The 26,071-nt window shown below is 59.8% G+C and carries 22 protein-coding genes and 1 pseudogene; 10 read left to right on the top strand and 13 right to left on the bottom strand.

The window, feature by feature from the left end:
- The first annotated feature begins 37 nt into the window (after positions 1 to 37).
- The 6 genes from BLL42_RS13135 (at position 38) to BLL42_RS13110 (ending at position 5,551) form a co-directional block, all read left to right on the top strand.
- Positions 38 to 973 (top strand): sigma 54-interacting transcriptional regulator, encoded by a 936-nt coding sequence (locus tag BLL42_RS13135; RefSeq protein WP_071552483.1) that lies wholly within the window; start codon positions 38 to 40, stop codon positions 971 to 973.
- 288 nt (positions 974 to 1,261) lie between these two features.
- Positions 1,262 to 2,044 (top strand): MetQ/NlpA family ABC transporter substrate-binding protein, encoded by a 783-nt coding sequence (locus BLL42_RS13130; RefSeq protein ID WP_071552482.1) that lies wholly within the window; start codon positions 1,262 to 1,264, stop codon positions 2,042 to 2,044.
- A 541-nt stretch (positions 2,045 to 2,585) separates the two neighbouring features.
- The gene (locus tag BLL42_RS13125; RefSeq protein ID WP_071552481.1) at positions 2,586 to 3,251 is read left to right on the top strand and encodes an amino acid ABC transporter permease; all 666 of its coding nucleotides are present in this window, start codon (positions 2,586 to 2,588) and stop codon (positions 3,249 to 3,251) included.
- Positions 3,232 to 3,891, top strand: a complete 660-nt coding sequence (locus BLL42_RS13120; protein WP_071552480.1) for an amino acid ABC transporter permease — start codon at positions 3,232 to 3,234, stop codon at positions 3,889 to 3,891. The genes BLL42_RS13125 and BLL42_RS13120 overlap by 20 nt, the downstream gene beginning before the upstream one ends.
- On the top strand, positions 3,888 to 4,670 hold the full coding sequence (locus BLL42_RS13115) for an amino acid ABC transporter ATP-binding protein (RefSeq protein ID WP_071552479.1): 783 nt from the start codon (positions 3,888 to 3,890) through the stop codon (positions 4,668 to 4,670). Before BLL42_RS13120 ends, BLL42_RS13115 begins: the two co-directional genes overlap by 4 nt.
- The gene (locus BLL42_RS13110; protein ID WP_071552478.1) at positions 4,667 to 5,551 is read left to right on the top strand and encodes a transporter substrate-binding domain-containing protein; all 885 of its coding nucleotides are present in this window, start codon (positions 4,667 to 4,669) and stop codon (positions 5,549 to 5,551) included. The genes BLL42_RS13115 and BLL42_RS13110 overlap by 4 nt, the downstream gene beginning before the upstream one ends.
- Positions 5,552 to 5,660: 109 nt before the next feature.
- On the opposite strand, the gene BLL42_RS13105 is transcribed toward BLL42_RS13110, so the two are convergent.
- Entirely contained in the window at positions 5,661 to 6,821 is a 1,161-nt protein-coding gene (locus BLL42_RS13105) for an AAA family ATPase (protein ID WP_071552477.1), read from the bottom strand.
- Positions 6,822 to 7,067: 246 nt separating this feature from the next.
- Between BLL42_RS13105 and BLL42_RS13100 the strand changes: the two genes are divergently transcribed.
- The 3 genes and pseudogenes from BLL42_RS13100 to BLL42_RS13090 all read left to right on the top strand — a co-directional run bounded on the left by BLL42_RS13100 (position 7,068) and on the right by BLL42_RS13090 (position 12,284).
- Positions 7,068 to 8,168: an efflux RND transporter periplasmic adaptor subunit gene (locus BLL42_RS13100; RefSeq protein ID WP_071552476.1), complete on the top strand. Its 1,101-nt coding sequence runs from the start codon at positions 7,068 to 7,070 to the stop codon at positions 8,166 to 8,168.
- Complete coding sequence (locus BLL42_RS13095; protein ID WP_071552475.1) at positions 8,165 to 9,235, top strand: efflux RND transporter periplasmic adaptor subunit; 1,071 nt, start codon at positions 8,165 to 8,167, stop codon at positions 9,233 to 9,235. Before BLL42_RS13100 ends, BLL42_RS13095 begins: the two co-directional genes overlap by 4 nt.
- Positions 9,232 to 12,284, top strand: a pseudogene (locus tag BLL42_RS13090) (efflux RND transporter permease subunit). Before BLL42_RS13095 ends, BLL42_RS13090 begins: the two are co-directional and overlap by 4 nt.
- 100 nt (positions 12,285 to 12,384) lie before the next feature.
- Here the strand turns inward: BLL42_RS13090 and BLL42_RS13085 are convergent.
- The 12 genes from BLL42_RS13085 to BLL42_RS13030 all read right to left on the bottom strand — a co-directional run bounded on the left by BLL42_RS13085 (position 12,385) and on the right by BLL42_RS13030 (position 24,835).
- On the bottom strand, positions 12,385 to 13,020 hold the full coding sequence (locus BLL42_RS13085) for a class I SAM-dependent methyltransferase (protein WP_071552474.1): 636 nt from the start codon (positions 13,018 to 13,020) through the stop codon (positions 12,385 to 12,387).
- A gap of 131 nt (positions 13,021 to 13,151) precedes the next feature.
- A complete protein-coding gene (locus tag BLL42_RS13080; protein ID WP_071552473.1) occupies positions 13,152 to 13,796 on the bottom strand; it encodes a methionine ABC transporter permease in 645 nt (214 codons plus the stop codon).
- Positions 13,786 to 14,910 carry a methionine ABC transporter ATP-binding protein gene (locus tag BLL42_RS13075; RefSeq protein ID WP_071552472.1) on the bottom strand — a complete coding sequence of 375 codons (1,125 nt, stop codon included), beginning with the start codon at positions 14,908 to 14,910 and terminating at the stop codon, positions 13,786 to 13,788. The genes BLL42_RS13080 and BLL42_RS13075 overlap by 11 nt, the downstream gene beginning before the upstream one ends.
- Before the next feature lie 2 nt (positions 14,911 to 14,912).
- Positions 14,913 to 15,722 carry a MetQ/NlpA family ABC transporter substrate-binding protein gene (locus BLL42_RS13070; protein WP_071552471.1) on the bottom strand — a complete coding sequence of 270 codons (810 nt, stop codon included), beginning with the start codon at positions 15,720 to 15,722 and terminating at the stop codon, positions 14,913 to 14,915.
- Positions 15,723 to 15,945: 223 nt separating this feature from the next.
- Entirely contained in the window at positions 15,946 to 17,313 is a 1,368-nt protein-coding gene (locus BLL42_RS13065) for an LLM class flavin-dependent oxidoreductase (RefSeq protein WP_071552470.1), read from the bottom strand.
- Complete coding sequence (locus tag BLL42_RS13060) at positions 17,313 to 18,506, bottom strand: SfnB family sulfur acquisition oxidoreductase (RefSeq protein WP_071552469.1); 1,194 nt, start codon at positions 18,504 to 18,506, stop codon at positions 17,313 to 17,315. Before BLL42_RS13060 ends, BLL42_RS13065 begins: the two co-directional genes overlap by 1 nt.
- A 24-nt stretch (positions 18,507 to 18,530) precedes the next feature.
- Complete coding sequence (locus BLL42_RS13055) at positions 18,531 to 19,772, bottom strand: SfnB family sulfur acquisition oxidoreductase (protein WP_071552468.1); 1,242 nt, start codon at positions 19,770 to 19,772, stop codon at positions 18,531 to 18,533.
- A 303-nt stretch (positions 19,773 to 20,075) separates the two neighbouring features.
- Positions 20,076 to 20,840, bottom strand: a complete 765-nt coding sequence (locus tag BLL42_RS13050) for a hypothetical protein (protein ID WP_071552467.1) — start codon at positions 20,838 to 20,840, stop codon at positions 20,076 to 20,078.
- Between the two features lie 509 nt (positions 20,841 to 21,349).
- Positions 21,350 to 22,096, bottom strand: coding sequence for an L-cystine ABC transporter ATP-binding protein TcyN (gene tcyN, locus BLL42_RS13045; RefSeq protein ID WP_071552466.1), 747 nt, complete (start codon positions 22,094 to 22,096; stop codon positions 21,350 to 21,352).
- 3 nt (positions 22,097 to 22,099) lie between these two features.
- Complete coding sequence (tcyL, locus tag BLL42_RS13040) at positions 22,100 to 22,765, bottom strand: cystine ABC transporter permease (protein ID WP_071552465.1); 666 nt, start codon at positions 22,763 to 22,765, stop codon at positions 22,100 to 22,102.
- Entirely contained in the window at positions 22,765 to 23,559 is a 795-nt protein-coding gene (gene tcyJ, locus BLL42_RS13035) for a cystine ABC transporter substrate-binding protein (protein ID WP_071552464.1), read from the bottom strand. The genes tcyL and tcyJ overlap by 1 nt, the downstream gene beginning before the upstream one ends.
- A 283-nt stretch (positions 23,560 to 23,842) precedes the next feature.
- Positions 23,843 to 24,835: a D-cysteine desulfhydrase gene (locus BLL42_RS13030; RefSeq protein ID WP_071552463.1), complete on the bottom strand. Its 993-nt coding sequence runs from the start codon at positions 24,833 to 24,835 to the stop codon at positions 23,843 to 23,845.
- 194 nt (positions 24,836 to 25,029) lie between these two features.
- Here BLL42_RS13030 and epsC point away from each other — a divergent pair, with 194 nt between their 5' ends.
- Positions 25,030 to 25,956, top strand: a complete 927-nt coding sequence (gene epsC, locus BLL42_RS13025; protein WP_071552462.1) for a serine O-acetyltransferase EpsC — start codon at positions 25,030 to 25,032, stop codon at positions 25,954 to 25,956.
- Positions 25,957 to 26,071 lie beyond the last annotated feature (115 nt).

Here is a 26,071-nt window from a genome sequence, read left to right as displayed (position 1 = left end):
GCCCCCGTCTCCCGGCGGTTCTGGGCGGGAGTCTGCCATGAGTTTGCATGAGTCTTTCGGTCAGCCCTTGCTGACCTTTCCCGACGCTGAAAAAAGCCCATTGAGCATTCGCGCCAAAGCGCTGGTGTTTGTCGACCCGCGCTCGCGGCAGTTGCGCCAAGAGCTGGAGCAACTGGCACCGCGCTCGATCTCGGTGTTGATTCGCGGTGAAACCGGCAGCGGCAAAGAGCTGTTGGCGCGACATATCCACCGTGCCAGTGATCGCGGCGGTTTATTCGTATCGGTCAACTGCGGCGCGATCAGCCCAACCTACGCCGACGCCGAGTTGTTCGGTTATGCCGGCGGCAGTTTCAGCGGCTCGGTCAGCAGTCGCGCCGGCTGGTTTGGTTCGGCCAATGGCGGGACGTTGTACCTGGATGAAATTGGCGATTTGCCGTTGCCGATTCAGATCAAATTGCTCGCCGCCCTGGAGAATCACGAAGTCACCCGCGTGGGTGCCCAGCAACCGAGCCCAGTGGATGTGCGGCTCGTGGCGGCGACCAGCATCGATCTGGCGCAAGCCGTGGCGGCCGGCAAATTTCATGAGCGGCTCTACCACTACCTCAGCGAAGGTCGGCTCGAATTACCGGCCTTGCGTGAGCGAGTCGGTGACATTCAATCATTGGCCGAGTACTTCCTCGGCATCTACAGCCAGCGCCTCGACCTGCCGGTGCCGTTTATCAGCGACGCGGCACAGCAGGTTCTGGAGCGGCACAGCTGGCCGGGCAATACCCGTGAACTGGAAAACGTCATTCACTTTGCGTTGCTGGTGAGCAGTGGCGAGGAAATTCTGCCGGAGCATTTGAATTTGCCGCAGGTGTTGTCGCCATTGGAGTTGATCGAACGACAGGCAACGCAGCTCATAAAAACCGGTTCTGCCGACGAGAGTGCAGCACTCAAACGCCTGCTCGAGAGCCTGACGCAAACCCTGTAGCAGCTGGCGAAGCCTGCGTTCGGCTGCGAAGCAGACGTAAAACGGTCGAACTCATTTTTGCTGAAGAATCGCGGTGTCTGGATGACGGCCGCTGCGCGCCCGAACGCAGGCTTCGCCAGCTGCTACAGAGTTCGTGGTTGTCGCATGAACAAAATGGAATATGAAAGTGAATAAAAGATATTTTTCGGGAATAAAAAAACTCGGTATTGTCCGCTCCACACCAGCGATAACCCTTCACTGGCCCTTCATTTTTTAGCCGTTGTCGACAACGACAAATAAGGACACTGCATGAAAAAGATTCTGTTGTTCACCGCATTGGCAGCTGCCCTGACTGCTGGTTTGGCCCAGGCTGGCGAGAAACTGGTGGTTGCCGCAACGCCGGTGCCACATGCCGAGATTCTTGAGCTGATCAAACCGACCCTCGCCAAAGAAGGCGTGGATCTGGAAATCAAGGTTTTCACCGACTACGTACAACCGAACGTGCAGGTCGATCAGAAGCGTCTGGACGCCAACTACTTCCAGACTCTGCCGTACCTGAAAAGCTTCAACGAAGGCAAAGGCACTCACCTGGTGACCGTGATCGGTGTGCACGTCGAACCGTTCGGCGGCTACTCCAAAAAGGTCAAAACCCTGGCTGAGTTGAAAGACGGCGCGACCATCGCTATCCCGAACGAAGGCAGCAACAGCGGCCGTGCGCTGATCCTGTTGCAGAAAGCCGGCCTGATCGAGTTGAAAGACCCGAAAAACGCCCTGGCGACTCCAAAAGATATCGCCAAGAACCCGCACAACTTCAAGTTCAAGGAACTGGAATCGGCCATGCTGCCGCGTGTTCTGGATCAGGTCGACCTGGACATGATCAACACCAACTACGCACTGGAAGCGGGTCTGAACCCGGCTAAAGACGCACTGGTGATCGAAGGTGCGGATTCGCCCTATGTGAACTTCCTGGTCGCGCGTCCAGACAACAAGGACAGCGTAGCGATCCAGAAACTGGCCAAGGCCCTGACCAGCCCTGAAGTGAAGGCATTCATCGCCAAGAAGTACAACGGCGCGGTACTGCCAGCGTTCTGATTGAGCGGTAGATCCTTTCGAGGTTACAACGCCGACGGCTTTCGATAGCGTCGGCGTTTTTATTGCACGCGAAAATCAAAAGATCGTCCGAACGCGGCCCGAACCTTCGGCAGCTCCTATATTAAATCGGCGTAGGAGCTGCCGCAGGCTGCGATCTTTTCGTTTAGGCCACCCCGCCCTTCAACGCCCGGCGCAACGCCGTCAATAACTTCACGACGTCCTGCGGATCCAGCCGCTGGGGTGTTTTCACGTCTGCCATTTTTATCGTCCTTGTGAGGGTTCGGCCGGGGAGTGTGGCCGCACGCTGCTCGTCCTTGGAGGGGCAATCTGAAAAAAAGATCCCTCCTACAGCGCAAAGGAAAATAGCTGTCTCCTGCTGTCGCCGCCAATCCGCCAGATAGTTTTTTGCGTGATATCAATATGCTTTATCGGTATTTAAATGTTTCTTTTTATACCTTTAAAGTCGGTCTCTGCCGGGCTGTTATCCACAGCTCAATGGACTGCGCCACCGTCGCTTACCCTGCGGCGTTCAGGATTTTCAATGACGTTCGATTACGCTTTCATCCTCAGCACCCTTCCGGCGTTTCTCAATGCCGTGGGCGTGACGCTGCAGGTCGGCCTGATCGCCATCGGCACTTCGTTGCTGGTAGCCCTGATCAACACGACCCTCCTGGTGTTCCGCACGCCGTACTTGCAGCGCCTGGTGGCGTTGTACGTGGAACTGGCGCGCAACACCCCGCTGCTGATTCAACTGTTCTTCGTTTATTTCGCCTTACCCGCGCTTGGGGTGAAGGTTTCCGGCTTTGCGGCGGCGATCATCACCATGACCTTTCTGGGCGGTGCCTACCTCACCGAGGTATTGCGTGCCGGCGTTGAAGCGGTGCCTGTGGCGCAACTTGAATCGGGGCGTTCCATCGGTCTGTCCCGCTGGCAATTACTGCGCTACGTGATCCTGCCGCAAGCGGGGATCCTCAGCCTGCCTTCGCTGTTCGCCAACTTTATTTTCCTGCTCAAGGAGACCACCGTGGTGTCAGCGGTAGCGGTGCCGGAGATTCTCTACACCACCAAGAGCTACATCGCGCTGTATTACAAAACCTACGAAATGCTCGCCGTGCTGACACTGATCTGCGTGCTGCTGTTTTTGCCGTTGTCGCTGCTGCTCAGCCGCCTGGAAAGGAGGCTCCAGCATGGCCAGTTCGGGTCTTGATTTGCTCTGGGTGTCCTTGCCGCAGTTAGGCAAAGGCGCTGCGCAAACCTTGTCGATTTCGCTTTTTAGCATCGTCATCAGCACGGTGGGCGGAGTGCTTTACGGCGTACTGTGCAGCCTGAACTCGAAATGGCTGAAGGCGATTCTGCGGGTTTATCTAGAGCTTTTCCGGGCGATCCCGGTGCTGGTCTGGCTGTATTTGCTGTTTTTCGGCCTGCCAATTTTTTTCGGCCTGAGCCTGCCGAGTTTCTGGTGCGCGGTGCTGGTGCTGTCGTTATGGGGCGCCAGTGAAGTCGGCGAAGTGGTGCGCGGTGCACTGCATTCCTTACCGCGAGGTCAGCGTGAAGCGGGGCTGTCGATCGGGTTGTCCGGCCCGCAGCTCTTCGGTTACGTGCTGCTGCCCCAGGCACTGAAACGCATGACGCCGCCGACCATCAACGTCTACACGCGGATCATCAAGACCAGTTCGCTGGCGGTGTTGATCGGCGTGGTCGACGTGATCAAGGTCGGCCAGCAGATCATCGAACGTACCTACGAATCGGTGTTGATCTACGGCGCGTTGTTCTTGTTTTTCTTCTTTATCTGCTACCCGCTCTCGGCCGCTTCCCGCGTGCTGGAACGGCGCTGGACGCAAGCATGAGCGCATTGATCGAGTTCAAGGGTTTCAACAAGTTTTTCGGTGAGCACCAGGTACTCAACGGGATCGACTTGAGCGTCGAAACCGGCGAGGTGATTGTCATCCTTGGCCCCAGTGGCTGCGGTAAAAGCACCTTGCTGCGTTGCCTCAACGGTCTGGAAGTCGCCCACAGCGGCGAGCTGCGTTTCGCCGGGCGCGAATTGCTGAGCAAGACCACCGATTGGCGCGAAGTGCGTCAGCAGATCGGCATGGTGTTCCAGAGTTATCACCTGTTCCCGCATATGAGCGTGCTCGACAACCTTCTGCTCGGCCCGCTCAAGGTGCAAAAACGCCCAGCACGCGAAGCCCGTGAGCAAGCGTTGGCGTTGCTCGAACGGGTCGGTCTTTTGGACAAACGCGATGCCTTCCCGCGACAGCTTTCCGGTGGTCAGCAACAACGAATCGCCATCATCCGTTCACTGTGCATGAACCCGCAGGTAATGCTGTTCGATGAGGTCACGGCAGCCCTTGATCCGGAGATGGTCAAGGAAGTGCTGGAAGTGATTCAGGGCCTCGCCCGCGACGGCATGACGCTGTTGATCGTTACCCACGAAATGGCCTTCGCCCGAGCGGTGGCCGACCGCATTGTGTTCATGGATGCCGGACGTATCCTTGAACAAAACCCTCCCGAGATTTTCTTTACGAACCCGCAAACCGCACGAGCGCAGCAGTTCCTGGAGAAGTTCTCCTACGTCGAAGCCCTGCCCAAAAAGACTCTTGAAAAGGAATTGGAACTGTCATGAAAACTGCCAAGTCTTCACTGCTGCTACTCCCATTGTTTGGCCTCGCGCTGTTGGCCGGTTGCAACAAATCCGAACAAGCCGCCAAGCCTGTGGCCTCTACTGCCAGTGCGGCGCCTGCGGCCAGCTACCTGGAAAAAATCAAAGCCCGGGACAAGTTGATCGTCGGCGTGTTCACCGACAAACCGCCGTTCGGGTTCGTCGATGAAGCCGGTCGCTATGTGGGTTTTGATACCGACATCGGCCGTCAATTCGCCAAGGATCTGCTGGGCGACGAGAACAAGGTCGAGTTCGTGGCGGTTGAGCCAGCGAGCCGGATTCCGTTCTTGCAAAGCGATAAGGTCGACCTGATCCTCGCCAACATGACCGTCACCCCGGAGCGCAAGGAAGCGGTGGAGTTCACCCATCCGAACCTCAAGGTCGCGGTGCAGGCACTGGTGCCACAGGCAAGCTCGGTGAAAAGCCTCGATGACCTGGCGACCCGCACCACCATCGTCACCACCGGCACCACCGCCGATATCTGGCTGACCAAGAATCATCCAGACTGGAAACTGCTCAAGTTCGAGAAAAACTCCGAGTCCCTGCAAGCCCTGGCCAATGGTCGCGGCGATGCTTATGCACAAGACAATCTGGTGCTGTTCAGCTGGGCAAAGCAGAACCCGGGCTACCGTGTGTTGACCGAGACTCTGGGCGCCGAAGCTCCGATTGCGCCCGCGGTGAAGAAAGGCAACATCGAACTGCGTGACTGGGTCAACGCCGAGCTGGCGAAGCTGGGTGAAGACAAGTACCTGCTCAAGCTCTATGACCAATACGTGCGTAAAGAACTCAGCGACGACACCCAGCCTGAGAGCGTGATTGTCGAAGGCGGGAAGTGGCAGGGCTGATCCGCTAAGAGATCGCAGACTGCGGCAGCTCCTACGGAGGTACGTCATTCCCCTGTAGGAGCTGCCGAAGGTTCGGGCCGCGTTCGGACGATCTTTTCAGCTTTTCGAGTCAATCCGGCCAATTCCACGCAGGTTCATCCAGCATCCCCTGTCCGACGATCCCGGTCTGACCGAAATTTTTCTCCAGCACGATGGAATTGCATTCGGGAGCTTGCTGCAACGCCGCGATCAAGCGGCTGGCGTGAGACACCACCCACACCTGACACTGCTCCGAGGCGCGGACGATCAGTCGCGCCAATGCCGGCAGCAGGTCCGGGTGCAAGCTGGTTTCCGGCTCGTTGAGCACCATCAGCGTCGGCGGCCTTGGTGTCAGTAGCGCAGCGATCAGCAACAAGTAACGCAAGGTCCCGTCCGACAGCTCGGCGGCGGACAGCGGTCGCAATAATCCTTCCTGATAAAACTCGATGGCAAACCGCGCTCCTTGCAGCGTCTGGATGTTCAGTCTGGCGCCGGGGAACGCGTCGCTGATCGCCGCGTGCAACGCCTCGGGATCACCGATTTCAAGGATGGTTTGCAACGCTGCCGCCAGGTCGCGGCCATCGTGATGCAATACGGGCGTGCGCGTACCCAGTTGCGGTTGACGAGCCGGCGCTTCGGCATCGCTGCGAAAGTGATCGTAAAAGCGCCAGCGGCGAATGAACTCACGCAACTGCAATACCTCTGGCGAGGCGCGCAGGCTGCCGACCTGATCGAACAGGCTGTCGAAGGTCGGTGTGTGCTGGGCCAGCACATCCCAATCGCGCTCGACCCGCGAGCGAATCATTGGGCCAGCGCGATTGACCAACAAGCTGGCCGGGCGGTACAGCAGCCCTGACCAGATGCATTCACGCTTGATCTCCGGGTCCAGGGAAAACGCTGAGCCCGACGGTTCCGGCAGGCCCAGGGCGATCGCGTAACTGAAATCCTCACCGGCAAAGCCCAGCCGCAAGCGCTTGGGCGCCTGGCGTACGGAGGCTTCGACGGCCACTTCACCGTTGCGCATGCGCCGGCTGATGTTTTCCGGCCCGGCCCAGAAGGTCGAGTCCAACCCGCCCTCGCGCGCGAGTGCGTTGACCACGCCGCCCTGAGCGGTCTCGGCCAATAGCCGCAGAGCGCGGTAAAGGTTGGATTTGCCGCTGCCATTGGGCCCGGTGATCAGATTCAGGCGACCGAGCGGAATCACCAATTTATTGATCGAGCGGTAATTGGCCACCGCGAGGGTTTTGAGCATGGAAGACTTTCTCTGTGCAGGATAACTGCGTTAGCGAATTTACAGCGTAGGAGCTGCCGCAGGCTGCGATCTTTGACCTTCTCATGTGAACCTGTGTGAAAGATCGCAGCCTGCGGCAGCTCCTGCGGCAGCTCCTACGGGACCCTATCAGGCCGAGGCGAAACTGGAACCCTGATCTAAGCTCTCAGTCGTATCGTCACGTGTCCGTCCGTATGACGCCCGCCCGTATGACGCAAAGGAGCTTGCATGGTTGGTCCCGGATTCAAGGTTGTCGTTGGCCTGAGCTTCTTTGTCCTGCTGGCCGCGTGCGGCGATAAGAAACCGGTCGAAAAGGAACGCCCACGGGTGTTTGTGCAGGAGGTCAAACCTGCGGATTTCGCTGCCTCGGTGACCCTGACCGGGGATGTTCAGGCGCGGGTTCAGACCGAGTTGTCGTTTCGCGTTGCGGGCAAGATCATCCAGCGCATGGTCGATGTCGGCGATCGTGTTTCTGCCAAGCAAGTGTTAGCCAGACTCGACCCGAAAGACCTACAGACCAGCCTCGATTCAGCCCAGGCCCAGGTGGTCGCCGAGCAGGCGCGGGTCAAACAGGCCGCTGCCGCGTTCGTTCGCCAGCAAAAGCTCTTGCCCAAGAGCTACACCAGCCAGAGCGAATACGATTCTGCCCAGGCGGCGTTGCACAGTAGCCAAAGCGCGTTGACCGCAGCACAGGCGCAATTGGCCAACGCCCGCGAGCAGCTGAGTTACACCGCGCTGATTGCCGACGCGCCGGGCGTGATCACTGCGCGTCAGGCTGAAGTCGGTCAGGTGGTGCAGGCCACGGTGCCGATTTTCAGCCTGGCCCGCGATGGCGAGCGTGACGCGGTGTTCAATGTCTACGAATCGCTGTTGAGCGCGCCGCCATCAGACCGATCGGTGGTGGTCAGCCTGCTCGACAACCCGAAGATCAACACCACCGGCACGGTGCGCGAAATCACCCCTTCGGTGTCGGCGCAAACCGGTACGGTACAGGTCAAAGTCACCCTCAGTGCATTGCCCGAAGGCATGCAACTGGGCTCGGTGGTCAGTGCCACGGCCAAGGTGCCGGGCAAGTCCGTGGTCGAGTTGCCCTGGGCTGCGCTGACCAAAAATATCAGCGAGCCAGCCGTGTGGTGGGTGGATGCCAATGGCAAGGCACAGTTGCAAACCGTCAAAGTGGGTCGTTACCTGACCGGCAAAGTGATCATCAGCGAAGGCCTTAACGGCGGCGAGAAAGTCGTCACTGCTGGCGGCCAGTTGTTGCACCCCGACGTGTTGGTGGAGATCGTCACACCGCCCGCCGAAGGTTCGACGGGAGCCCAGCCATGAAGCGCGTGTTGCTGCTGTTGTCGGCGGGTCTGATGCTGGCCGCCTGCTCGAAAAAGGAAGCGCCACCGGAACCTGTGCGCCCGGTCCTGTCTATCGTCGTGCAGTCTTTTGACCAGCAAGACCTCGGGCGTTTCGCCGGGAGCATTCAGGCGCGCTTTGAAAGCAACATTGGTTTCCGTGTGCCGGGACGTATCGCCAGCCGCAATGTCGATGTCGGCAGCGAGGTCCAGAAGGGCGGGTTGCTGGCGACCCTCGACCCGACCGATCAGCAGAACCAGTTACGTGCCGCCCAGGGCGATCAGGCGAAGGTCGAGGCGCTGTTGATCAATGCCCAGGCCAGTGCACGCCGTCAGCAGGAACTGTTCAACAAGGGGGTGGGCGCCCAAGCGCAGCTGGACATCGCCCAGACCGACCTGAAAACCACCCAGGCTTCACTGGATCAGACCAAGGCGTCGGTCAGTCAGGCCAAGGACCAGCTCAGTTACACCGAACTGCGCACCGACCACGCCGTCATCGTGACGGCCTGGAACGCCGAGGCCGGACAGGTGGTGACGGCGGGACAGCAAGTGGTGACGCTGGCGCGACCGGACATCAAGGAAGCGGTGATCGATCTGCCAGCGGACCTCGCCGAGCAACTGCCTGCCGATGTGGTGTTTGAAGTGGCTGCGCAACTTGACCCGAGTATCCACACCACGGCCATCATCCGCGAGATCGAGCCGCAGGCGCAAAGCGCGACCCGTACTCGTCGCGCCCGCCTGACCCTGGCCGAGACGCCGCGGGGCTTTCGTCTCGGCACGGCAATCAGCGTGACCTTGAGCTCGGCCATCGAGCCGCGTATCGAATTGCCGTTGACGGCCTTGCAGGAAGTCGACGGTAAAACCCGTATCTGGGTCGTCGACCAACAGACCCAGACCGTCTCCCCGCGAGACGTCACCCTGCTCAGTCGTGGCGCTGACAGCGTGATCCTCGGGCACGGCGTCAAAAGCGGTGAGCGAGTGGTCAGCGCCGGTGTGAACAGCCTCAAGCCGGGGCAGAAAGTCAAAGTCGACGAGGGCCGCCCGCGATGAAAGGGAGTTTCAACTTATCCGAATGGGCCCTCAAGCATCAGTCCTTTGTCTGGTATCTGATGTTCGTCGCCTTGCTGATGGGGGTGTTTTCGTACCTCAACCTGGGGCGCGAGGAAGACCCTACGTTTGCCACCAAAACCATGGTGATTCAGACCCGCTGGCCGGGCGCGACCGAGGAAGAAACCCTCAAGCAGGTCACTGACCGCATCGAGAAAAAGCTCGAAGAGCTCGACTCGCTCGACTACGTGAAAAGCTACACCCGCCCGGGTGAATCCACCGTTTACGTCTACCTGCTGGACACCACACCTGCCAAGGCCATCCCGGATATTTGGTACCAGGTGCGCAAGAAGATCAACGACATTCGCGGCTCCTTCCCCCGGGCATTCAGGGGCCGTCGTTCAACGACGAGTTCGGTGATGTCTACGGGTCGATCTACGCCTTCACCGCCGATGGTCTGTCGATGCGCCAGTTGCGCGACTACGTCGAGCAGGCCCGCATCGAGATTCGTAGCGTACCGGGGCTGGGCAAGATCGAGATGATCGGCCAGCAGAATGAAGTGCTCTACCTGAACTTCTCCACCCGCAAGCTGGCGGCGCTCGGCATCGACCAGCGTCAGGTGGTACAGAGCCTGCAAGCGCAGAACGCGGTGACGCCGGCCGGGGTTATCGAGGCCGGTCCCGAGCGCATTTCCGTGCGTACCTCCGGGCAGTTCGCCTCGGAGAAAGACCTGGAGGCGGTCAACCTGCGGCTCAATGACCGTTTCTACCGCCTGGCCGACATTGCAGAAATCAGTCGCGGTTACGTCGACCCGGCCTCACCGATGTTCCGCTTCAACGGTCAACCGGCCATAGGCCTGGCCATTAACATGAAGGCGGGCGGTAACATTCAGGTGTTCGGCAAGGCGTTGCACGAGCGCATGACCCAGCTCACCGCCGACCTGCCTGTGGGCGTCGGCATACACATGGTCTCGGACCAGGCCCAGGTGGTGGAAGAGGCTGTCGGTGGCTTCACCAGCGCGTTGTTCGAAGCCGTCATCATCGTGCTGGTGGTCAGCTTCATCAGCCTCGGCGTGCGTGCCGGACTGGTGGTGGCCTGCTCGATTCCGCTGGTGCTGGCGATGGTCTTTGTGTTCATGGAATACAGCGGCATCACCATGCAGCGAATCTCTCTCGGTGCGCTGATCATCGCCCTCGGGCTGTTGGTGGATGACGCGATGATCACCGTCGAGATGATGGTCACACGCCTGGAAATGGGCGAAACCAAGGAGCAGGCGGCGACGTTCGCGTACACCTCGACGGCGTTCCCGATGCTCACCGGGACCCTGGTGACCGTCGCCGGTTTTGTGCCGATTGGCCTGAACGCCAGCTCCGCCGGTGAGTACACCTTCACCTTGTTTGCGGTCATCGCCGTGGCGATGATCGTGTCGTGGATTGTCGCGGTGTTGTTTGCCCCGGTGATCGGTGTGCATATCCTCAGCGCCAATGTGAAACCCCATGAGGCGGAGCCCGGGCGCATCGGCAAGGCCTTCAACAGTGGCCTGTTGTGGAGCATGCGCAACCACTGGTGGGCCATCGGTATCACGCTGCTGTGTTTCCTGCTGGCGGTGTTCTCCATGCGCTTCGTGCAGAACCAGTTCTTCCCGTCGTCGGATCGCCCGGAAATTCTCGTCGACCTGAACCTGCCGCAAAACGCCTCGATGGATGAAACCCGCAAGGCTGTCGACCGTCTTGAAGCGACCCTCAAGGGTGATCCGGATATCGTGCGCTGGAGCACTTACATCGGCCAGGGCGCGATCCGTTTCTACCTGCCGCTCGACCAGCAATTGCAGAACCCCTACTACGCGCAGTTGGTGATCGTCAGCAAGAACTTCGAGTCACGGCAGGTGCTCAGCGAGCGCCTGCGCGAGCGACTGCGTAAGGACTTCGTGGGCATTGGCAGCTACGTGCAAGCCCTGGAAATGGGCCCACCTGTGGGCCGGCCGATTCAGTACCGGGTCAGTGGCAAGGACATCGATCAGGTGCGCAAGCACGCCATCGATCTGGCCAGCGAACTGGACAAGAGCCCGCACATCGGCGAGATCATTTTCGACTGGAACGAGCCGGGCAAGGTGCTGCGCATTGACATCTCCCAGGACAAGGCGCGGCAACTCGGGCTGTCGTCCGAGGACGTGGCGAACCTGATGAACAGCATCGTCAGTGGTTCGACGGTGACTCAGGTTGACGATGACATCTACCAGATCAACGTGATCGGGCGCGCCGTGGATGCCGAGCGGGGGACGCCGGAAACCCTGCAGAACCTGCAGATCGTTACACCGAGCGGGACGTCGATTCCGCTGCTGGCCTTTGCCACGGTGCGTTATGAGCTGGAGCAACCGCTGGTCTGGCGACGCGACCGTAAACCCACCATCACCATCAAGGCGGCAGTGCGCGATGAGATCCAGCCGACGGATCTGGTGAAGTTGCTCAAGCCGCAAATCGACTCGTTTGCCGAAGGCTTGCCAGCGGGCTACACCGTCGCCACCGGTGGTACGGTCGAGTCCAGTGGCAAGGCCCAGGGGCCAATCGCCAAAGTCTTGCCGTTGATGCTGTTTTTGATGGCGACGTTCCTGATGATCCAGTTGCACAGCGTGCAGAAGCTGTTTCTGGTGGCGAGTGTCGCGCCGCTGGGTTTGATCGGCGTGGTGTTGGCGCTGATTCCAACGGGGACGCCGATGGGCTTCGTGGCGATTCTGGGGATTCTTGCGCTGATCGGCATCATCATCCGCAACTCGGTGATTCTGGTGACCCAGATCGACGAATTCGAGCGCAGCGGCCATTCGCCATGGGACGCCGTGGTGCAAGCCACCGAACACCGTCGCCGACCGATTCTGCTGACGGCCGCAGCAGCAAGCATGGGCATGATCCCGATTGCCCGGGAAGTGTTCTGGGGACCGATGGCCTACGCAATGATTGGCGGGATCATCGTCGCTACCTTGCTGACGCTGCTATTCCTGCCGGCGCTGTATGTGGCCTGGTACAAGATCAAGGAGCCGAAGAAAACAGCCGTTTGATTAGAGTCAAAAGGTCAAAAGATCGCAGCCTGCGGCAGCTCCTACGAGGATCGGCGTAGGAGCTGCCGAAGGCTGCGATCTTTTTCGGCGCGCTTGAGTCTCAGGCCTGGTCGACGCGACGCCAGACACTCGCCAACCAAGGCTGCTGATCCCTCGGCAGCCCGGCCGGCCGGTAGTAATGCTCCAACGCCACAAACCCCGCCGCTGTCAGCAACTCCTGCCACGCCGCCAGATCGTGATACGCGCCAAAGCGCGGGCCACTCCAGCCTTCGCGGTTATCCCCGCGTGGATTCGAACTGAACAGCACCCCGCCCGGTTTCAACGTTCCGTGCAGCTGTTTCAACACCCGTGGCAGTTCCTGAAGCGGAACATGAAACAGCACCGCGTTGGCGAAGATCCCGTCGAAGCGTTCGGTCGGCAGATCGAGTTTCAGAAAGTCCTGCTGCCAGACCTCGCAACCGCTGTCCTCGCGGGCCATCTGAGCCAACCGTTCCGAACCGTCGAGGCCGATGGCGATGTGACCCATGCGGGTGAAGGTTTGCAGATCGCGGCCAGGACCACAGCCGAAGTCGAGCAGGGTGAACGGCACCGGGCCCTGAATGTGCCGCAACAGTGCGTCGATGTTCTGGCTGACATCGTGGTCGCGCGTGCCTTCACGGAAACTCTCGGCCACCTGATCGTAGTGGCCCAAAGTGGTCGAAGTGATCTGTTCGAGGTCGTCGGGGGTGTGTTTCATGGCGGCTGCGCAGGTGAGGGGACATGCACCGACTATAAAGCTTTTTGTGCTTTTAAAGATCGCAGCCTGCGGCAGCTCCTACAGGAGATCGGTGTAGGAGCTGCCGCAGGCTGCGATCTTTTGATCCCCGTTCAGCGCTTGTTCAACCCCCGCGCCAACCGATCCCCACCCAACTGAATCACCGCCACCAGAATCACCAGCAACACGATCACCGTCAACATGATCTGGCTATCAAAGCGCTGATACCCATACCGGTACGCAATGTCACCCAAGCCACCGGCACCAATTGCGCCGGCCATCGCCGAGGAATTGATCATGGTGACCAACGTGATGGTGAAACCACCGACAATCCCCGGCAGTGCCTCAGGCAACAGTACGTGCCAGACGATATGCCAGCGCCGGCAACCCATGGCCTGGGCGGCTTCGATCAGACCGTGGTCGACCTCGCGCAGGCTGACCTCGGCGATCCGCGCGAAGAAGGGCGTGGCGGCGATGGTCAGCGGTACCACGGCGGCCCAGACGCCGTAGGTGGTGCCGACGATCAAGCGGGTGAAGGGGATCAGCGCGACCATCAGAATCAGAAACGGGATCGAGCGGAACAGGTTGACGAAGGCCCCCAGCGCACGTTTTAGCGCGGGCGCTTGGTAGATCCCGCCCTTGGAGCTGGTGACCAGAATCACCGCCAGCGGAATACCCGCCAACAGCGCGATCAACGACGACACGCCGACCATCAGAAAAGTGTCGATGACGCCCTGCAATAATCGATCAAACCACATAACCCAGCACCTCCGCGTGGTGCGCCCAGTGACTGGCGCGCTGGCGCATTTCTTCGGCACCCAAGGACGAGCCGGTCACCGCCAACAACAATTGCCCAAGGGCATGCCCCTGAATCCGTTCGACGCCGCCCTGTAACAAGCGCACCCGACCACCGAGCGCACTGAACAACGCCGCCAGGTCTGGCTCATCATTGCTGTTGCCGGTGAACTGCAAGCGCAGCACTACCGCGGATTCCGATGATTGCGGCTGCGTCTGCAATCGCCTTTGCAGCTCTTCCGGCAAGCCATGTTGCAACGGCGCCAGCAACGTTTTGCTGACCTCGTGCTGCGGGTTGCCAAACACTTCCCAGACTGGCCCCTGCTCGACAATCCGTCCGTGTTCGAGCACCACCACCCGATCACAGATATCGCGGATTACCGCCATTTCGTGGGTGATCAGAATGATCGTCAGCCCGAGGCGTTTATTGATTTCTCGCAGCAGGCCGAGGATCGACTGCGTGGTCTCCGGGTCGAGCGCTGAGGTGGCTTCGTCGCAGAGCAGAATCGCCGGGTCATGCACTAGCGCCCGGGCGATACCGACGCGCTGTTTTTGCCCGCCCGAAAGCTGCGCCGGGTAGGCCTTGTGTTTGCCTTGCAGGCCGACCAGTTCCAGCAGCTCACGAACCTTCTGTTCACGCTCGGCTTTCGGCACGCCGGCGACCTTGAGCGGCAGCTCGACGTTCTGCCACACGGTTTTGGCCGACATCAGGTTGAAGTGCTGGAAGATCATGCCGATCCGCCGCCGCAGCGCCACCAGACGGTCCTCATCGAACTCGCCGATGTCCACCTGATCGATCAGTACTCGCCCTGTGCTCGGTTGTTCAAGGCGGTTGATGGTGCGGATCAGCGATGATTTGCCGGCACCGCTGCGGCCGATGATGCCGAACACTTCACCGCGCTGGATCGCCAGGTCGATGCCGTGCAGCGCAGCGACCGGGCCTTGCTGGCCGTTGTAGGTTTTACCCAGGCCGATAAAACGTACGTGGGCGCGATTGAGCGTTGGATGCAGTTCAGTCTGTTCAGCACTGCGAGACGGCGAGTCTTCCAGTCGCAGCTGGGCGTTGGCGGCGTTCATGTTCAGCCTTCCCAGCCGGCTTGGTAGAGCTTGCCGTGAGCTTTATCCAGGGCGGCGCGAACCACCGGGGAATGCTGGTAGATGTCGACGAACTTGATCAGGCGCGGGTCGGTTTTACTTTTCGGCTGGATCACGAACTGGATCACGTATTCCTTGTGGTCGAGGCCGTCGAACAGCAGCGCTGAGGTGGCATCGAAGGTCTTGGCCAGACGAATGTAGGCCGGGTAGCCCTGCACCAGATCGGCGTCGTCATACGCGCGCACCAGTTGCACGGCTTCGACCTGAAGGATTTTCAGTTTTTTCGGATTGGCGACGATGTCGTCTTCGGTCGCCTTGTAACCAACCCCCGGCTTGAGGGTGATCAGCCCGGCCTTGGCCAGCAGTTGCAAGCCGCGACCGCTGTTGATCGGGTCGTTGGCGATGGCCACGCTGGCACCTTCGGGAAGCGCGTCAAAACTTTTGTATTTCTTCGAGTACAGGCCGACGTTGTTGATGATGCCCGGCGCGAATGGCACCAGATCAAAACCGGCGGCGGCCTTGGCGTTTTCCAGGAACGGAATGTGCTGGAAGTAGTTCACATCAATGTCGCCCGAGGCCAGGCTGACGTTCGGTGCGATCCAGTCGCTGAACTCCACCAGCTCGACCTTCAAACCTTGTTTACCGGCTTCTTCGACCGCCGCCTCCAGCGGGATGGCGAAGGCGGCGGTGGTGCCGATTTTCAGCGGCGCATCGGCGGCGAAGGCCACCGAGCTGAAGAGGCCGAGGGCCAGGGCCAGTGCTTTGACTGGGTGTTTTAAGAGCTTCTTGGTCATGATGGGTTTTCCAGTCAGTGCATGAAATGTGGGGTGTCTGGTCGGGCGTCATCGCGGCATAGGTATCTACACATCTCCAAGTTCCGGCAGGATCACCTGTAGGAGCTGCCGCAGGCTGCGATCTTTTGATCTTCGGCGTCCTTGCGACGCCAAAAGATCGCAGCCTGCGGCAGCTCCTACGAGAGATTTGGCGGTCATCAGAGATGTATAGATACCGATGCTTTTAGCGCCGGAACGCCGAACCCGAATGTTGCTCGGGTAGATGCGCCTCTGCGTGAAACAGTTTTTCGCGCAAGGTGCCCTCGTCATAAGCGGTCTTGTACGACCCGCGTCGTTGCAACTCGGGAATCACCAGGTCGATGAAATCGACATAGCTTTCCGGAGTGACGATGCGGGTCAGGTTGAAGCCGTCCAGGCCGGTTTCCGCGATCCAGGATTCCAGTTCATCGGCGACCTGCGCGGGTGAACCGACCACGGTGATGTAGCGGCCGCCCAAGGCGTGTTGCTCAAGCAATTTGCGCCGGGTCCAGTCGTTGTTTTGCAGGTTTTTGGTGGCGGACTGGATGGCGTTGTTTTTCACGTACTGGATCGGCTCGTCGAGTTCGTACTCGGAGAAATCGATCCCGGTCGACGCGGAAAAATGTGCCACCCCGGCCTCGGCGCTGGCGTAGCTCAGGTACTCGGCGTGCTTGGCCCAGGCCAGCTCTTCGCTGGCACCGACAATCACGTTCAGCCCCATGAAGACCTTGATGTCCTCGGGGTTACGCCCTGCAGCGGCGGCGCTGGCGCGGACCTTGTCCACCTGCACCTTGGTCGAGGCCTTGTTCTGGCCGCTGATGAACACGCACTCGGCGTGTTGCCCGGCGAACACCAGGCCACGGTCCGAGCTGCCGGCCTGAAACAACACGGGTGTGCGCTGCGGTGAAGGCTCGCAGAGGTGATAACCCTCGACCTGATAGAACTCACCGTGGTGCTCGACCTTGTGGACTTTGCCCGGTTGGGCGTAGATCCGCTGCTCGCGGTCGTTGATCACCGCATCGTTTTCCCAGCTGCCTTCCCAGAGTTTGTACAGCACCTGAAGGTACTCATCGGCCTGGTCGTAACGCCGGTCATGTTCGACCTGCTCGCTCAGGCCCATGGCCTTGGCGGCGCTGTCGAGGTAGCCGGTGACGATGTTCCAGCCGACCCGGCCACGGCTCAGGTGATCGAGTGTCGACAGGCGCCGGGCGAACAGGTACGGCGGCTCGTAGGTCAGGTTGGCGGTCAGACCGAAACCGAGGTTTCTGGTCACCGCTGCCATGGCTGACACCAGCAGCAGCGGGTCGTTGACCGGCAACTGGATCGACTCCTTCAGCGGCACATCGATCGAATGCTGGTACACGTCGTAAACCCCGACGATGTCGGCGATGAACAGCCCGTCGAACAGCCCGCGTTCCAGCAACTGCGCCAGCTCGGTCCAGTATTCGACGGTCTTGTACTGGGTCGAGTTGTCCCGTGGATGAGTCCACAGGCCATGGTTGATGTGCCCGATGCAGTTCATGTTGAAGGCATTGAGCAGGATCTTTTTTCTCTTTGTTAGCGGCGAGGGCATCAAATGGTCCCCCGCAGTGGCGGGTTTTCATCGTTGAGGTAGTAGTTGCCAATCGCGTGGTACTTCCAGCGCACCGGGTCGTGCAGGGTATGCACGCGGGCGTTGCGCCAGTGACGGTCCAGGCCGTGCTCGGCGAGTGTGGCTTGGCTGCCGGACAGTTCGAACAGCGTGCTGCCGGCCGCCAGGGAGATTTCCGTGCTGATGGCGCGCACTTCGGCCACGGCAATCGAGGCCGCCGCGATGGTCTCGGCGTTGGTGTCAGCCTGGGCGCGGTCGAGGAATTCTCCGGCGCGTTCGAGCAGCGCTTCTGTCGCGTGCAGGCGAATGCTCAGGTGGCCGAAGCTTTTGATCGTCAGCGGGTCTTCGGTGGCTTTGTCATTGCCGGAGTCGATCCACGGGCGGGTTTTGGTCCGCACGAAATGCAGCGCGTCTTCATAAGCGGCGCGAGCAATGCCGGTGTCGATGGCCGCATGAAGAATCTGCGCCAACGGGCCGACCGGGGTCGGGCGTTCGAAGGCACTTTGAAATGGAACCACGTCGCAAGCTTTGACATAGACGTCTTCAAACACCACCGAACCGCTGCCGGTGGTGCGTTGACCGAAGCCGCTCCAGTCGTCGATGACGGTCAGGCCCTGGCTGTCGCGCGGGACGAAGGCCAGTTGCTGGACGCCGTGTTCATCGACCACCGTGGTGGGAATCCGTTGCGCGTAGATTGCCCCGGTGGAGTAGAACTTGCGGCCGTTGATGCGAAAACCGTCGCCGTCGGGCGTCAGGCTGGTGACACGGTGGAGAGCGGTTTTGGTCCCGAGCTCGGCCAGTGCGTTGCCGAAGCGCTGACCGGCGAGGACTTCGGCGTACAGGCGCTTTTGATGCTCGGGCGTACCGTTCACGCGCAGCACTTCGAGGGCATAAAAATGGTTCTGCGGGATCTGCCCCAGCGAGCTGTCGGCCTGGGCGATCAGCGCGATGACCTTGGCCAGAGTGACGTTGGAAACCCCTGCGCCGCCGTATTCCTTGGGCACGCTGATGCCCCACAGGCCGGAGCGCGAAAAAACCTCCAGTTCGGGGTAGGGCAGGCGTCGTTCACGGTCGCGCAGGGCGCTGTCGCGTTTGAAGTCTTCGGCCAGATCGCTGGCGACGACGAGGGCTTGTTCATCGCTGGTGATGACCGCGACGGGGTGAGAAAGTGTCATGTGTTTCTCCAGATGTCTGGTCGGTCAGATCCAGGAATGCCGTGCGGGAAAAGTGCCGTTCAGGTGATAAGTCCCCACGGCGTGGTACTTCCAGCGCACCGGATCGTGAAGGGTGTGCACGCGTGCGTTGCGCCAGTGGCGGTCGAGGTTGAACTCGGCGAGGGTGGCGCGGCTGCCGGCCAGCTCGAAGAGTTTTTCGCTGGCCAGCAGCGAGATCTCGGTGGTCAGCACCTTGGCTTCGGCGACCGCAATCGAAGCGCGGGCGGCGGACTCGGCGGTGACCGGCGCGGCACTGACTTGATCGAGCACTTGCCCGGCCTTGCGCAGCAGCGCTTCGGCGGCGTGCAGTTCGATTTTCAGCTTGCCGATGTCGGCAATCACGTAGAGGTCATCGCTGGCACGCTCGACGTTGGCGTCGATCCACGGCCGTGCGCGCTCGCGAACGAAGCTGATGGCGTCGTCGATGGCGCCGCGGGCAATGCCGGCGTCGATGGCGGCTTGAATCAGCTGTGACACGGCGCCCTGGATGTTCGGGCTGTCGTTGATCCGCCAGTTTTCCACCACCAGATCAGCATCGACTCGCACATTGTTCAGCAGCACGGTACCGCTGGCCGTGGTGCGCTGGCCGAAGCCCGACCAGTCGTCGACGATGCGCAGCCCCGGAGTGCCACGACGGATGAAGGCGATGACTTGCTTGCCGTCGTCGTTCAGTGCCTTGACCGCGATCCAGTGAGCGAACAGTGCGCCTGTGGAGTAAAACTTCTGACCGCTGATGACGTAGCCATCACCGTCGGCGGTGATTCGGGCCTTGAGTTCCAGGGTGTTTTTGGTGCCGCGTTCCGGGCCCGCGTTGCCGATTCGCCAGCCGTCGAGCACGCTCTGGAACAGCTGCGTTTTCTGCCGCTCGTTGGCGGTGTGCTGGAGCAGATTGAGAATGCCGAAGTGGTTCTGCGGGATTTGCCCCAGTGCCGGGTCGGCCGCGGAAATGATCGCGAAAACTTCGGCGAGGGTGACGAATGAAACATCGGGGCCACCGAACGCCTTGCCGATGGCAATACTGCCCAGGCCACTGCGGGTGAATTGTTCGATTTCCGCCCAGGGCAATTTGCGCTGTTGATCGCGTCGCGCGGCTTGCACGCGGGCGACCTGAGCGAGTTCACGGGCTGCTTCGAGGGCTTGTGCGTCGTTGCGCAAAACGTGCGCGGGCAACAACAGCGGGGGAACGTCCAGATCACTCTGGACGTTTGCATCTGCCAAATTAGACATCAGCGCCGCTCCTTGGCTGCACGCAATGCCCTGGCGATTTGCACCGGGGTGATTTTGTTCCTGACCATACCTACCTCACTTCTCATGGATAAGCCGCGTCGAGCGGCGAAATCAAATTCAAGAAAGTCCGGTGGTCCGGTTTATATACCCTAATCGCGTATAAAAAATTAATAAACTAACTTTTAGGTATAAGCATAGAAGAGGGTAGATATTGTCAAGATCGTCCGAACGCGGCCCGAGCCCTCGCCAGCTACAGGTGACCTCGGTTGGCGTAGGAGCTGGCGAAGCCTGCGATCTTTTGTCTCAACGACGACGTTCTTTGGCAGTGCAAAGTACTTCCTTCGACAGCACTTTCAGGTAAGGATTGGCGCAGCCGACTTTCAGGGTGCGCGCCGGCGCCCAGCGTGAGTTGTTACCGACACGATCAAGGATGCAGTAGGTGACTTCCAGCCGGTTGTCTTCGCCAGCCTCAAGAATCACTGCAGGCGGCACCCAGACGTTGATCGGTTTGCCGACATCACTCGGCTTGATCCTGGGCAGGTCCATGCGCACGTCGCCCCAGCGCAGGGTGATTTCATCGTCAGTCGCCATGTTCAGATAGGGTTCGATGGTCAGCGGTACGCCACGTTTGAACTGGTTCGGGTTGACCCCGTGACGGCGAATCATCTCGGGAATACCCAACGGCTCCAAGCGCTGGTTTTCATCTGCGCACAGGGTGTGCGGCTGACCACCCGGGCAGTCGAGTTTGACCTGGACCCGTTTCGCCGCGGACAGCGCCTGGCCTCGCCCGACTTGCATGAGCCGGTAGTGGATACGCGAGCTGCCATTGCGGATAAAACTCTCCGGAACCCGCAGGTTAAGTGGTTGGCCGACATCTGTGCGGGTGAGCACCCTCGAAGCCACATAGCAGTTGTCCCAGAACAGTTCGATCAGATCACCTTCGTCCATGCCGGCATAAGGGGCTATCTCGATCAGCAGGTGAGCAGCGGAGGTGATGTTGATGGCCGATCCGGGCGACTGCGTCAGGCCGGGAGCCGCCAGTTCAACGGTGTTCGACATACAAGTCATGTGTGTTCTCCTTGAAACATCGCAGCGAAGTCCATTTCGGAAGTGTCGAAGGCGTTAGGGAAGTAGTAAGTCGGTTTCTTCAATGGCGAACAGTGGGTTGTTAACGATATTCAAGCGTTGTGAAGTGCCTGTTAGCGCCTAGATAAGGGAGTGGCCGATGGAGTGTCAATAGACGAAAGTTGAGAGCGTGGGAATGCCAGGCTATTCAGATATTTCCTACCTGTGATTAGCGGTCGATGGACATACTGTTCGGCTTTTTCTTAGATGTGCTCGATTTGTGAGCCAGTGTTTCCAGCGTTTTCTGGCATTGGATCAATCTGAGTATGGTGGAGGTTACGTGACGGGAGGATGTTGCAGGAGGTATCTATATACCGCTTTCGACTGGGGTAATTAAGTAACTCTGGAAGCCGGCGGAAGGCAGGGTAATGACAGTCAAGCAGTGCGGTAAGTGCCACTTCCATCCGTGGAAGTTGACAGTGCTTAATGTACTTCTGGTGTGGCGAAAAACTTCAGGCGTTGAGAAACTTACTGAGGAATTGCCGGGTTCGTTCTTCTTTTGGATGGGCAAACAACGCCTTCGCTTCACCTTGTTCGACGATGACGCCCTTGTCGAAAAACACCACCCGGTTCGCCACATCACGGGCGAAACTCATTTCGTGGGTGACGATGACCATGGTGCGTTTTTCTTCGGCCAGACTGCGAATGGTCGCCAGCACTTCGCCGACCAGTTCCGGATCAAGCGCCGAGGTTGGTTCGTCGAAGAGAATCACTTCCGGCTCCATGGCCAGCGCCCGGGCGATTGCCACGCGCTGTTGCTGCCCACCGGACAGCCTGCGCGGATAGGCGTCTTCCTTGCCTGCCAGGCCGACCCTGGCCAGCAGTTTTCGACCCAGTACCAACGCTTGATCCTTTGGCATTTTCTTCACCACCAAAGGGCCTTCGGTGACGTTTTCCAACGCGGTGCGATGGGGGAACAGATTGAAGTTCTGGAACACGAAACCGACGTGCTGGCGCAAGCGCCGCACCAGGCCTTGTTGCTGGTTGAGCGGCTTGCTGCTGTCGATCTCGATATCACCCACCTTGATGCGGCCGCTGGTGGGTTCTTCGAGGAAATTCAGGCAGCGCAGGAAGGTGGTCTTGCCGGAACCGCTGGGGCCAATGATGGCGACGACTTCGCCTTCCTTGACCTCGAGGTCGATCCCGTTAAGTACCACCTGACCCTTGAATTGTTTGGTCAGTTTTTCAACCACGATCATGCTTCAAGACTCCAGGTCATGCCGGTTGACCCGGTCTTCCAGGCGATTTTGAAAATGCGCCAGGATGCTTGCCAGTACCCAGTAAATCAGGGCAGCGGACAGATACATGGTGAAAATTTCGAAGGTGCGCGCAGACACCAATTGGGCCTGGCGGAATAGCTCGGGCACCTGGATGGTGGCGGCCAGCGCCGTGTCCTTGACCAGCGAAATAAAGCTGTTGCCCAACGGCGGCAACGCCGTGCGCATAGCTTGCGGCAGGATGGCCCGGCGCAGGGTCTGCGCGCGGGTCATGCCGATACTGGATGCAGCTTCCCACTGGCCGCGCTCGATGGAGGCGATGGCGGCGCGCAGGATTTCACAGGCGTAGGCGGCCATATTCAGCGAAAAGCCGATCAGGGCCGCCGGGATCGGATCCAGCTCGATGCCCACTTGCGGTAAGCCGTAGTAGATCAGGAACAGCTGCACCAGCAAGGGCGTGCCGCGAAAGAACGACACATAGACCCGGGCGAGCATGCTCAGCAACTTGAAGCGCGACAGGCGCATCAACGCCAGGCCGAAGCCCAGCAGCAAGCCGAAAAACATCCCGCCGAGGCTAAGAATTACCGTGTAGTACGCGCCCTTGAGCAGAAAGGGCGCGGAGTCCAGCGCGAGTTGAAAACCTGCTTCCATTATTGAGTGACGTCAGCGTTGAAGTACTTCTCGGACAGCTTCTTCAAGGTGCCGTCGGCACGCAGTTCGTCGATGGCCTTGTTCACCGCAGCCAGCAACTCAGGCTCACCTTTGCGCAGGGCAATACCGGATTCCTGACGGGAGAAAGCATCGCCAGCGGCGGCAGTGTCGGTGGCTTTTTTGGCATATTCCAGGGCCGCCAGGCGGTCGATCAGGATGGCGTCGGTGCGGCCGATGCGCAGGTCCTGGAACTTGGTTGGGTCATCGTTATAGGTCTTGATGATGGCTTTAGGCTGGTTGTCCTTGAGCCATTGCTCGTAGTTGGTGCCCAGGCCTACGCCGACTTTCTTGCCTGCCAGGTCGCTGGCGGTCTTGATGGTGTCGACGTTCTTTTTCAGGGTCAGCGCTTGAATACCGGAAACGGTGTAAGGCGTGGAGAAGTCGTACTTCTTCTTGCGCTCTTCCGAGATGGTCACCTGGTTGATCACGGCGTCCAGGCGCTTGGACTCCAAGGCGGCGAGGATGCCGTCCCACGGGGTAGCGCTGAGCTTGACCTTGACGCCCAGCTTCTTGGCCAGGGCTTCGGAGAACTCAACCTCGAAACCGGTGAGCTTGCCGTCTTCACCGACAAAGCTGAACGGCGGGTAGGTGCCTTCCAGGCCAACCTTGATCTCGCCGGCCTTCTTGATGTTGTCCAACTGCTCGCCGGCAACTGCCTGGCCCAACCAACCAGCGCCGAGAGCCAGCCCCAAAGTGCCAACCAGCAATGTGCGACGCAATACAGAAATAGTCATGAAGAGCCCCTGTGTTTTTTATGAAGACGTTTTTTGGCGAAGCAGGCAAAACCGGGAACTGAACGACTGCAACATCGTGCCCTAAAAGCAGCGTATGCGTCTCGCGCCATTTGCGCCTGCGGCGGGACTATATGACACGGCTTTTAGATAGGAAAATAATATAAATTAAGATTGTTATTCTTTTTTGGAATATTAGACATCTTCGGTAAAGATCGCAGCCTGCGGCAGCTCCTACGGGTGTCCATGCGTAGGAGCTGCCGCAGGCTGCGATCTTTTGATCCATCTACAGAAAGTTGTTATAGGCAAACAACGCCGGTGCGCCACCGGTGTGCAGGAAGATGATCGGGCCGTCATTGAAGCGCTGTCGGCCGATACCATCGAGCAAACCGGCCATGGCCTTGCCAGTGTAGACCGGGTCGAGCAACAGACCTTCCTGACTGGCCAGCAACTTGACTGCCGCCAGGGTGCCGGCGTTTGGCTCGCCGTAACGCGGCGCGAAATACTCGTCCCACAATTCAACCTTGAAACTCGCCGGCAGGCTCACGCCCAGCAGTTCGGCGGTGTGCTCGGCCAGGCCCTGGACCTTCGGTCGCTGGTCTTCGTCGCTGCGCGAAACGGTGACACCGATCACCGGCAAATTCGGCAGCACTTCGCTCAGCGCCAAGGCCAGACCGCTGTGAGTTCCGGCGCTGCCCGAAGCCAACACCACTGCAGCAAACTCCAGGCCGCTGTCCTCGATTTGCCCGGCCAATTCCAGTCCGGCACGTACATAGCCCAACGCGCCCAAGGCGTTGGAGCCACCAATCGGCACCAGATAGGGCTTCTTGCCGTTGCTGCGCAGGCGCTCGGCCAAGGCCTGCAACTGTTGGTCGGCGTTGTCGAGGTTGTCCACCAACTCAACCTTGGCGTCGAACAAATCCAGCAGTAGCCGATTGCCGTTGCCCAGATAATTGCTGTCATCGGTACCGATCGGATTCTCCAGCAAGGCGACGCAACCCAGGCCAAGCTTGGCAGCCAGTGCAGCGGTCTGGCGCACGTGGTTGGACTGGATTGCGCCGGCGGTAATCAGCGTGTCGGCACCTTGTGCGAGCGCGTCGGCGGCGAGGTATTCGAGCTTGCGCAGCTTGTTGCCGCCCATGGCCAACGGTGTCAGGTCGTCACGTTTGACGTAGACATCGCGGCCTAGCCAGGCCGACAGGCGTTCGAGTTTTTCCAGGGCGGTCGCATGGGCGAGAAGGTCCAGACGATTAAAACGAGCCAGCTGTTGTTTGATCATGGGGCCGCACGGGTTGTGGGAGATGACTGGACTATAGGCAGGCCGATTTGCTCGGGCAACCGACAATATCGCTTATGTCAAAAAGTGCTGAGAACAGCACAATTCGTTCTTAATTCCGCTTTGAGCGCATACCGTAAAGTGAACGCCGTTCAGGCGGCCTTACCGTCCGGCCGCAGCCCGTGAGGAGTTTTACCGTGAGCCAGCGTTCCAGCCATTGGCAATTACAGACCATCGTCAGCCAACTGCGCACTGCCCGCGACCAGTGGCGTGCGCAGAACGGTCGTATCAGCGGCGAGCAAGGCGGGCGCGAGCTGCCATCGCGCGCGGCGATGGCGGAGATTCTCGAAGCACTGTGTGGTGCGCTGTTCCCGATGCGTCTGGGCCCGGTGGATCTGCGTGAAGAGAGCGAAGATTTCTATGTCGGGCATACGCTGGATGTGGCGCTGAACGCGTTGCTGGCTCAGGCACGCCTGGAACTGCGCTATGTGGCGCGGCAAAGCACCCAGGTCGATACCGAAGTCGAGGCGCGAGCGATCAGCCTGATCCAGGATTTCGCCCTGGCCTTGCCGGGCCTGCGCAGCCTGCTGGATTCCGATGTGCTGGCGGCGTATCACGGTGACCCGGCAGCGCGCAGCGTTGATGAGGTGCTGCTGTGCTATCCAGGGATTCTGGCGGTGATTCACCATCGTCTGGCCCACCATTTGTACCGCGCCGGGCTCCCGCTGCTGGCGCGGATCAGTGCGGAAATTGCTCACTCGGCCACCGGCATCGACATTCATCCGGGCGCGCAGATCGGCCGTAGCTTCTTCATCGACCACGGCACGGGCGTGGTGATCGGCGAAACTGCGATCATCGGCGAGCGGGTGCGCATCTATCAGGCCGTGACCCTCGGCGCCAAACGCTTCCCGGCCGACGAAGACGGCCAGTTGCAGAAGGGCCATCCGCGCCATCCGATCGTTGAAGACGATGTGGTGATTTATGCCGGCGCGACCATCCTCGGACGGATCACCATCGGCAAGGGCTCGACCATCGGCGGCAACGTCTGGCTGACCCGCAGCGTACCGGCCGGCTGCAACCTGACCCAGGCCAATCTGCAGCATGATGACGGGACACAAAAGTAGGTTTTCGTGACTCATCAAACCCCATGTAGGCGCTTGCGCAGGCTGCGATCTTTAGACCTTTGGTAACGTGTGTGGGCACTTCAAGATCGCAGCCTGCGGCAGCTCCTACGGATGG

It is taken from the genome of Pseudomonas frederiksbergensis (genome assembly GCF_001874645.1).
Lineage (GTDB): Bacteria > Pseudomonadota > Gammaproteobacteria > Pseudomonadales > Pseudomonadaceae > Aquipseudomonas > Aquipseudomonas frederiksbergensis_B.
The sequence above is the reverse complement of the archived record's forward strand: the minus strand, read 5'-3'. Positions and strand labels throughout refer to the sequence as shown.

Excerpts from the sequence above, each read along its gene's own strand:
- BLL42_RS13135 (WP_071552483.1), top strand. The coding sequence starts at position 38 with ATGAGTTTGCATGAGTCTTTCGGTCAGCCCTTGCTGACCTTTCCCGAC.
- BLL42_RS13130 (WP_071552482.1), top strand. The coding sequence starts at position 1,262 with ATGAAAAAGATTCTGTTGTTCACCGCATTGGCAGCTGCCCTGACTGCT.
- BLL42_RS13125 (WP_071552481.1), top strand. The coding sequence starts at position 2,586 with ATGACGTTCGATTACGCTTTCATCCTCAGCACCCTTCCGGCGTTTCTC.
- BLL42_RS13120 (WP_071552480.1), top strand. The coding sequence starts at position 3,232 with ATGGCCAGTTCGGGTCTTGATTTGCTCTGGGTGTCCTTGCCGCAGTTA.
- BLL42_RS13115 (WP_071552479.1), top strand. The coding sequence starts at position 3,888 with ATGAGCGCATTGATCGAGTTCAAGGGTTTCAACAAGTTTTTCGGTGAG.
- BLL42_RS13110 (WP_071552478.1), top strand. The coding sequence starts at position 4,667 with ATGAAAACTGCCAAGTCTTCACTGCTGCTACTCCCATTGTTTGGCCTC.
- BLL42_RS13105 (WP_071552477.1), bottom strand. The coding sequence starts at position 6,821 with ATGCTCAAAACCCTCGCGGTGGCCAATTACCGCTCGATCAATAAATTG.
- BLL42_RS13100 (WP_071552476.1), top strand. The coding sequence starts at position 7,068 with ATGGTTGGTCCCGGATTCAAGGTTGTCGTTGGCCTGAGCTTCTTTGTC.
- BLL42_RS13095 (WP_071552475.1), top strand. The coding sequence starts at position 8,165 with ATGAAGCGCGTGTTGCTGCTGTTGTCGGCGGGTCTGATGCTGGCCGCC.
- BLL42_RS13085 (WP_071552474.1), bottom strand. The coding sequence starts at position 13,020 with ATGAAACACACCCCCGACGACCTCGAACAGATCACTTCGACCACTTTG.
- BLL42_RS13080 (WP_071552473.1), bottom strand. The coding sequence starts at position 13,796 with ATGTGGTTTGATCGATTATTGCAGGGCGTCATCGACACTTTTCTGATG.
- BLL42_RS13075 (WP_071552472.1), bottom strand. The coding sequence starts at position 14,910 with ATGAACGCCGCCAACGCCCAGCTGCGACTGGAAGACTCGCCGTCTCGC.
- BLL42_RS13070 (WP_071552471.1), bottom strand. The coding sequence starts at position 15,722 with ATGACCAAGAAGCTCTTAAAACACCCAGTCAAAGCACTGGCCCTGGCC.
- BLL42_RS13065 (WP_071552470.1), bottom strand. The coding sequence starts at position 17,313 with ATGCCCTCGCCGCTAACAAAGAGAAAAAAGATCCTGCTCAATGCCTTC.
- BLL42_RS13060 (WP_071552469.1), bottom strand. The coding sequence starts at position 18,506 with ATGACACTTTCTCACCCCGTCGCGGTCATCACCAGCGATGAACAAGCC.
- BLL42_RS13055 (WP_071552468.1), bottom strand. The coding sequence starts at position 19,772 with ATGTCTAATTTGGCAGATGCAAACGTCCAGAGTGATCTGGACGTTCCC.
- BLL42_RS13050 (WP_071552467.1), bottom strand. The coding sequence starts at position 20,840 with ATGACTTGTATGTCGAACACCGTTGAACTGGCGGCTCCCGGCCTGACG.
- tcyN (WP_071552466.1), bottom strand. The coding sequence starts at position 22,096 with ATGATCGTGGTTGAAAAACTGACCAAACAATTCAAGGGTCAGGTGGTA.
- tcyL (WP_071552465.1), bottom strand. The coding sequence starts at position 22,765 with ATGGAAGCAGGTTTTCAACTCGCGCTGGACTCCGCGCCCTTTCTGCTC.
- tcyJ (WP_071552464.1), bottom strand. The coding sequence starts at position 23,559 with ATGACTATTTCTGTATTGCGTCGCACATTGCTGGTTGGCACTTTGGGG.
- BLL42_RS13030 (WP_071552463.1), bottom strand. The coding sequence starts at position 24,835 with ATGATCAAACAACAGCTGGCTCGTTTTAATCGTCTGGACCTTCTCGCC.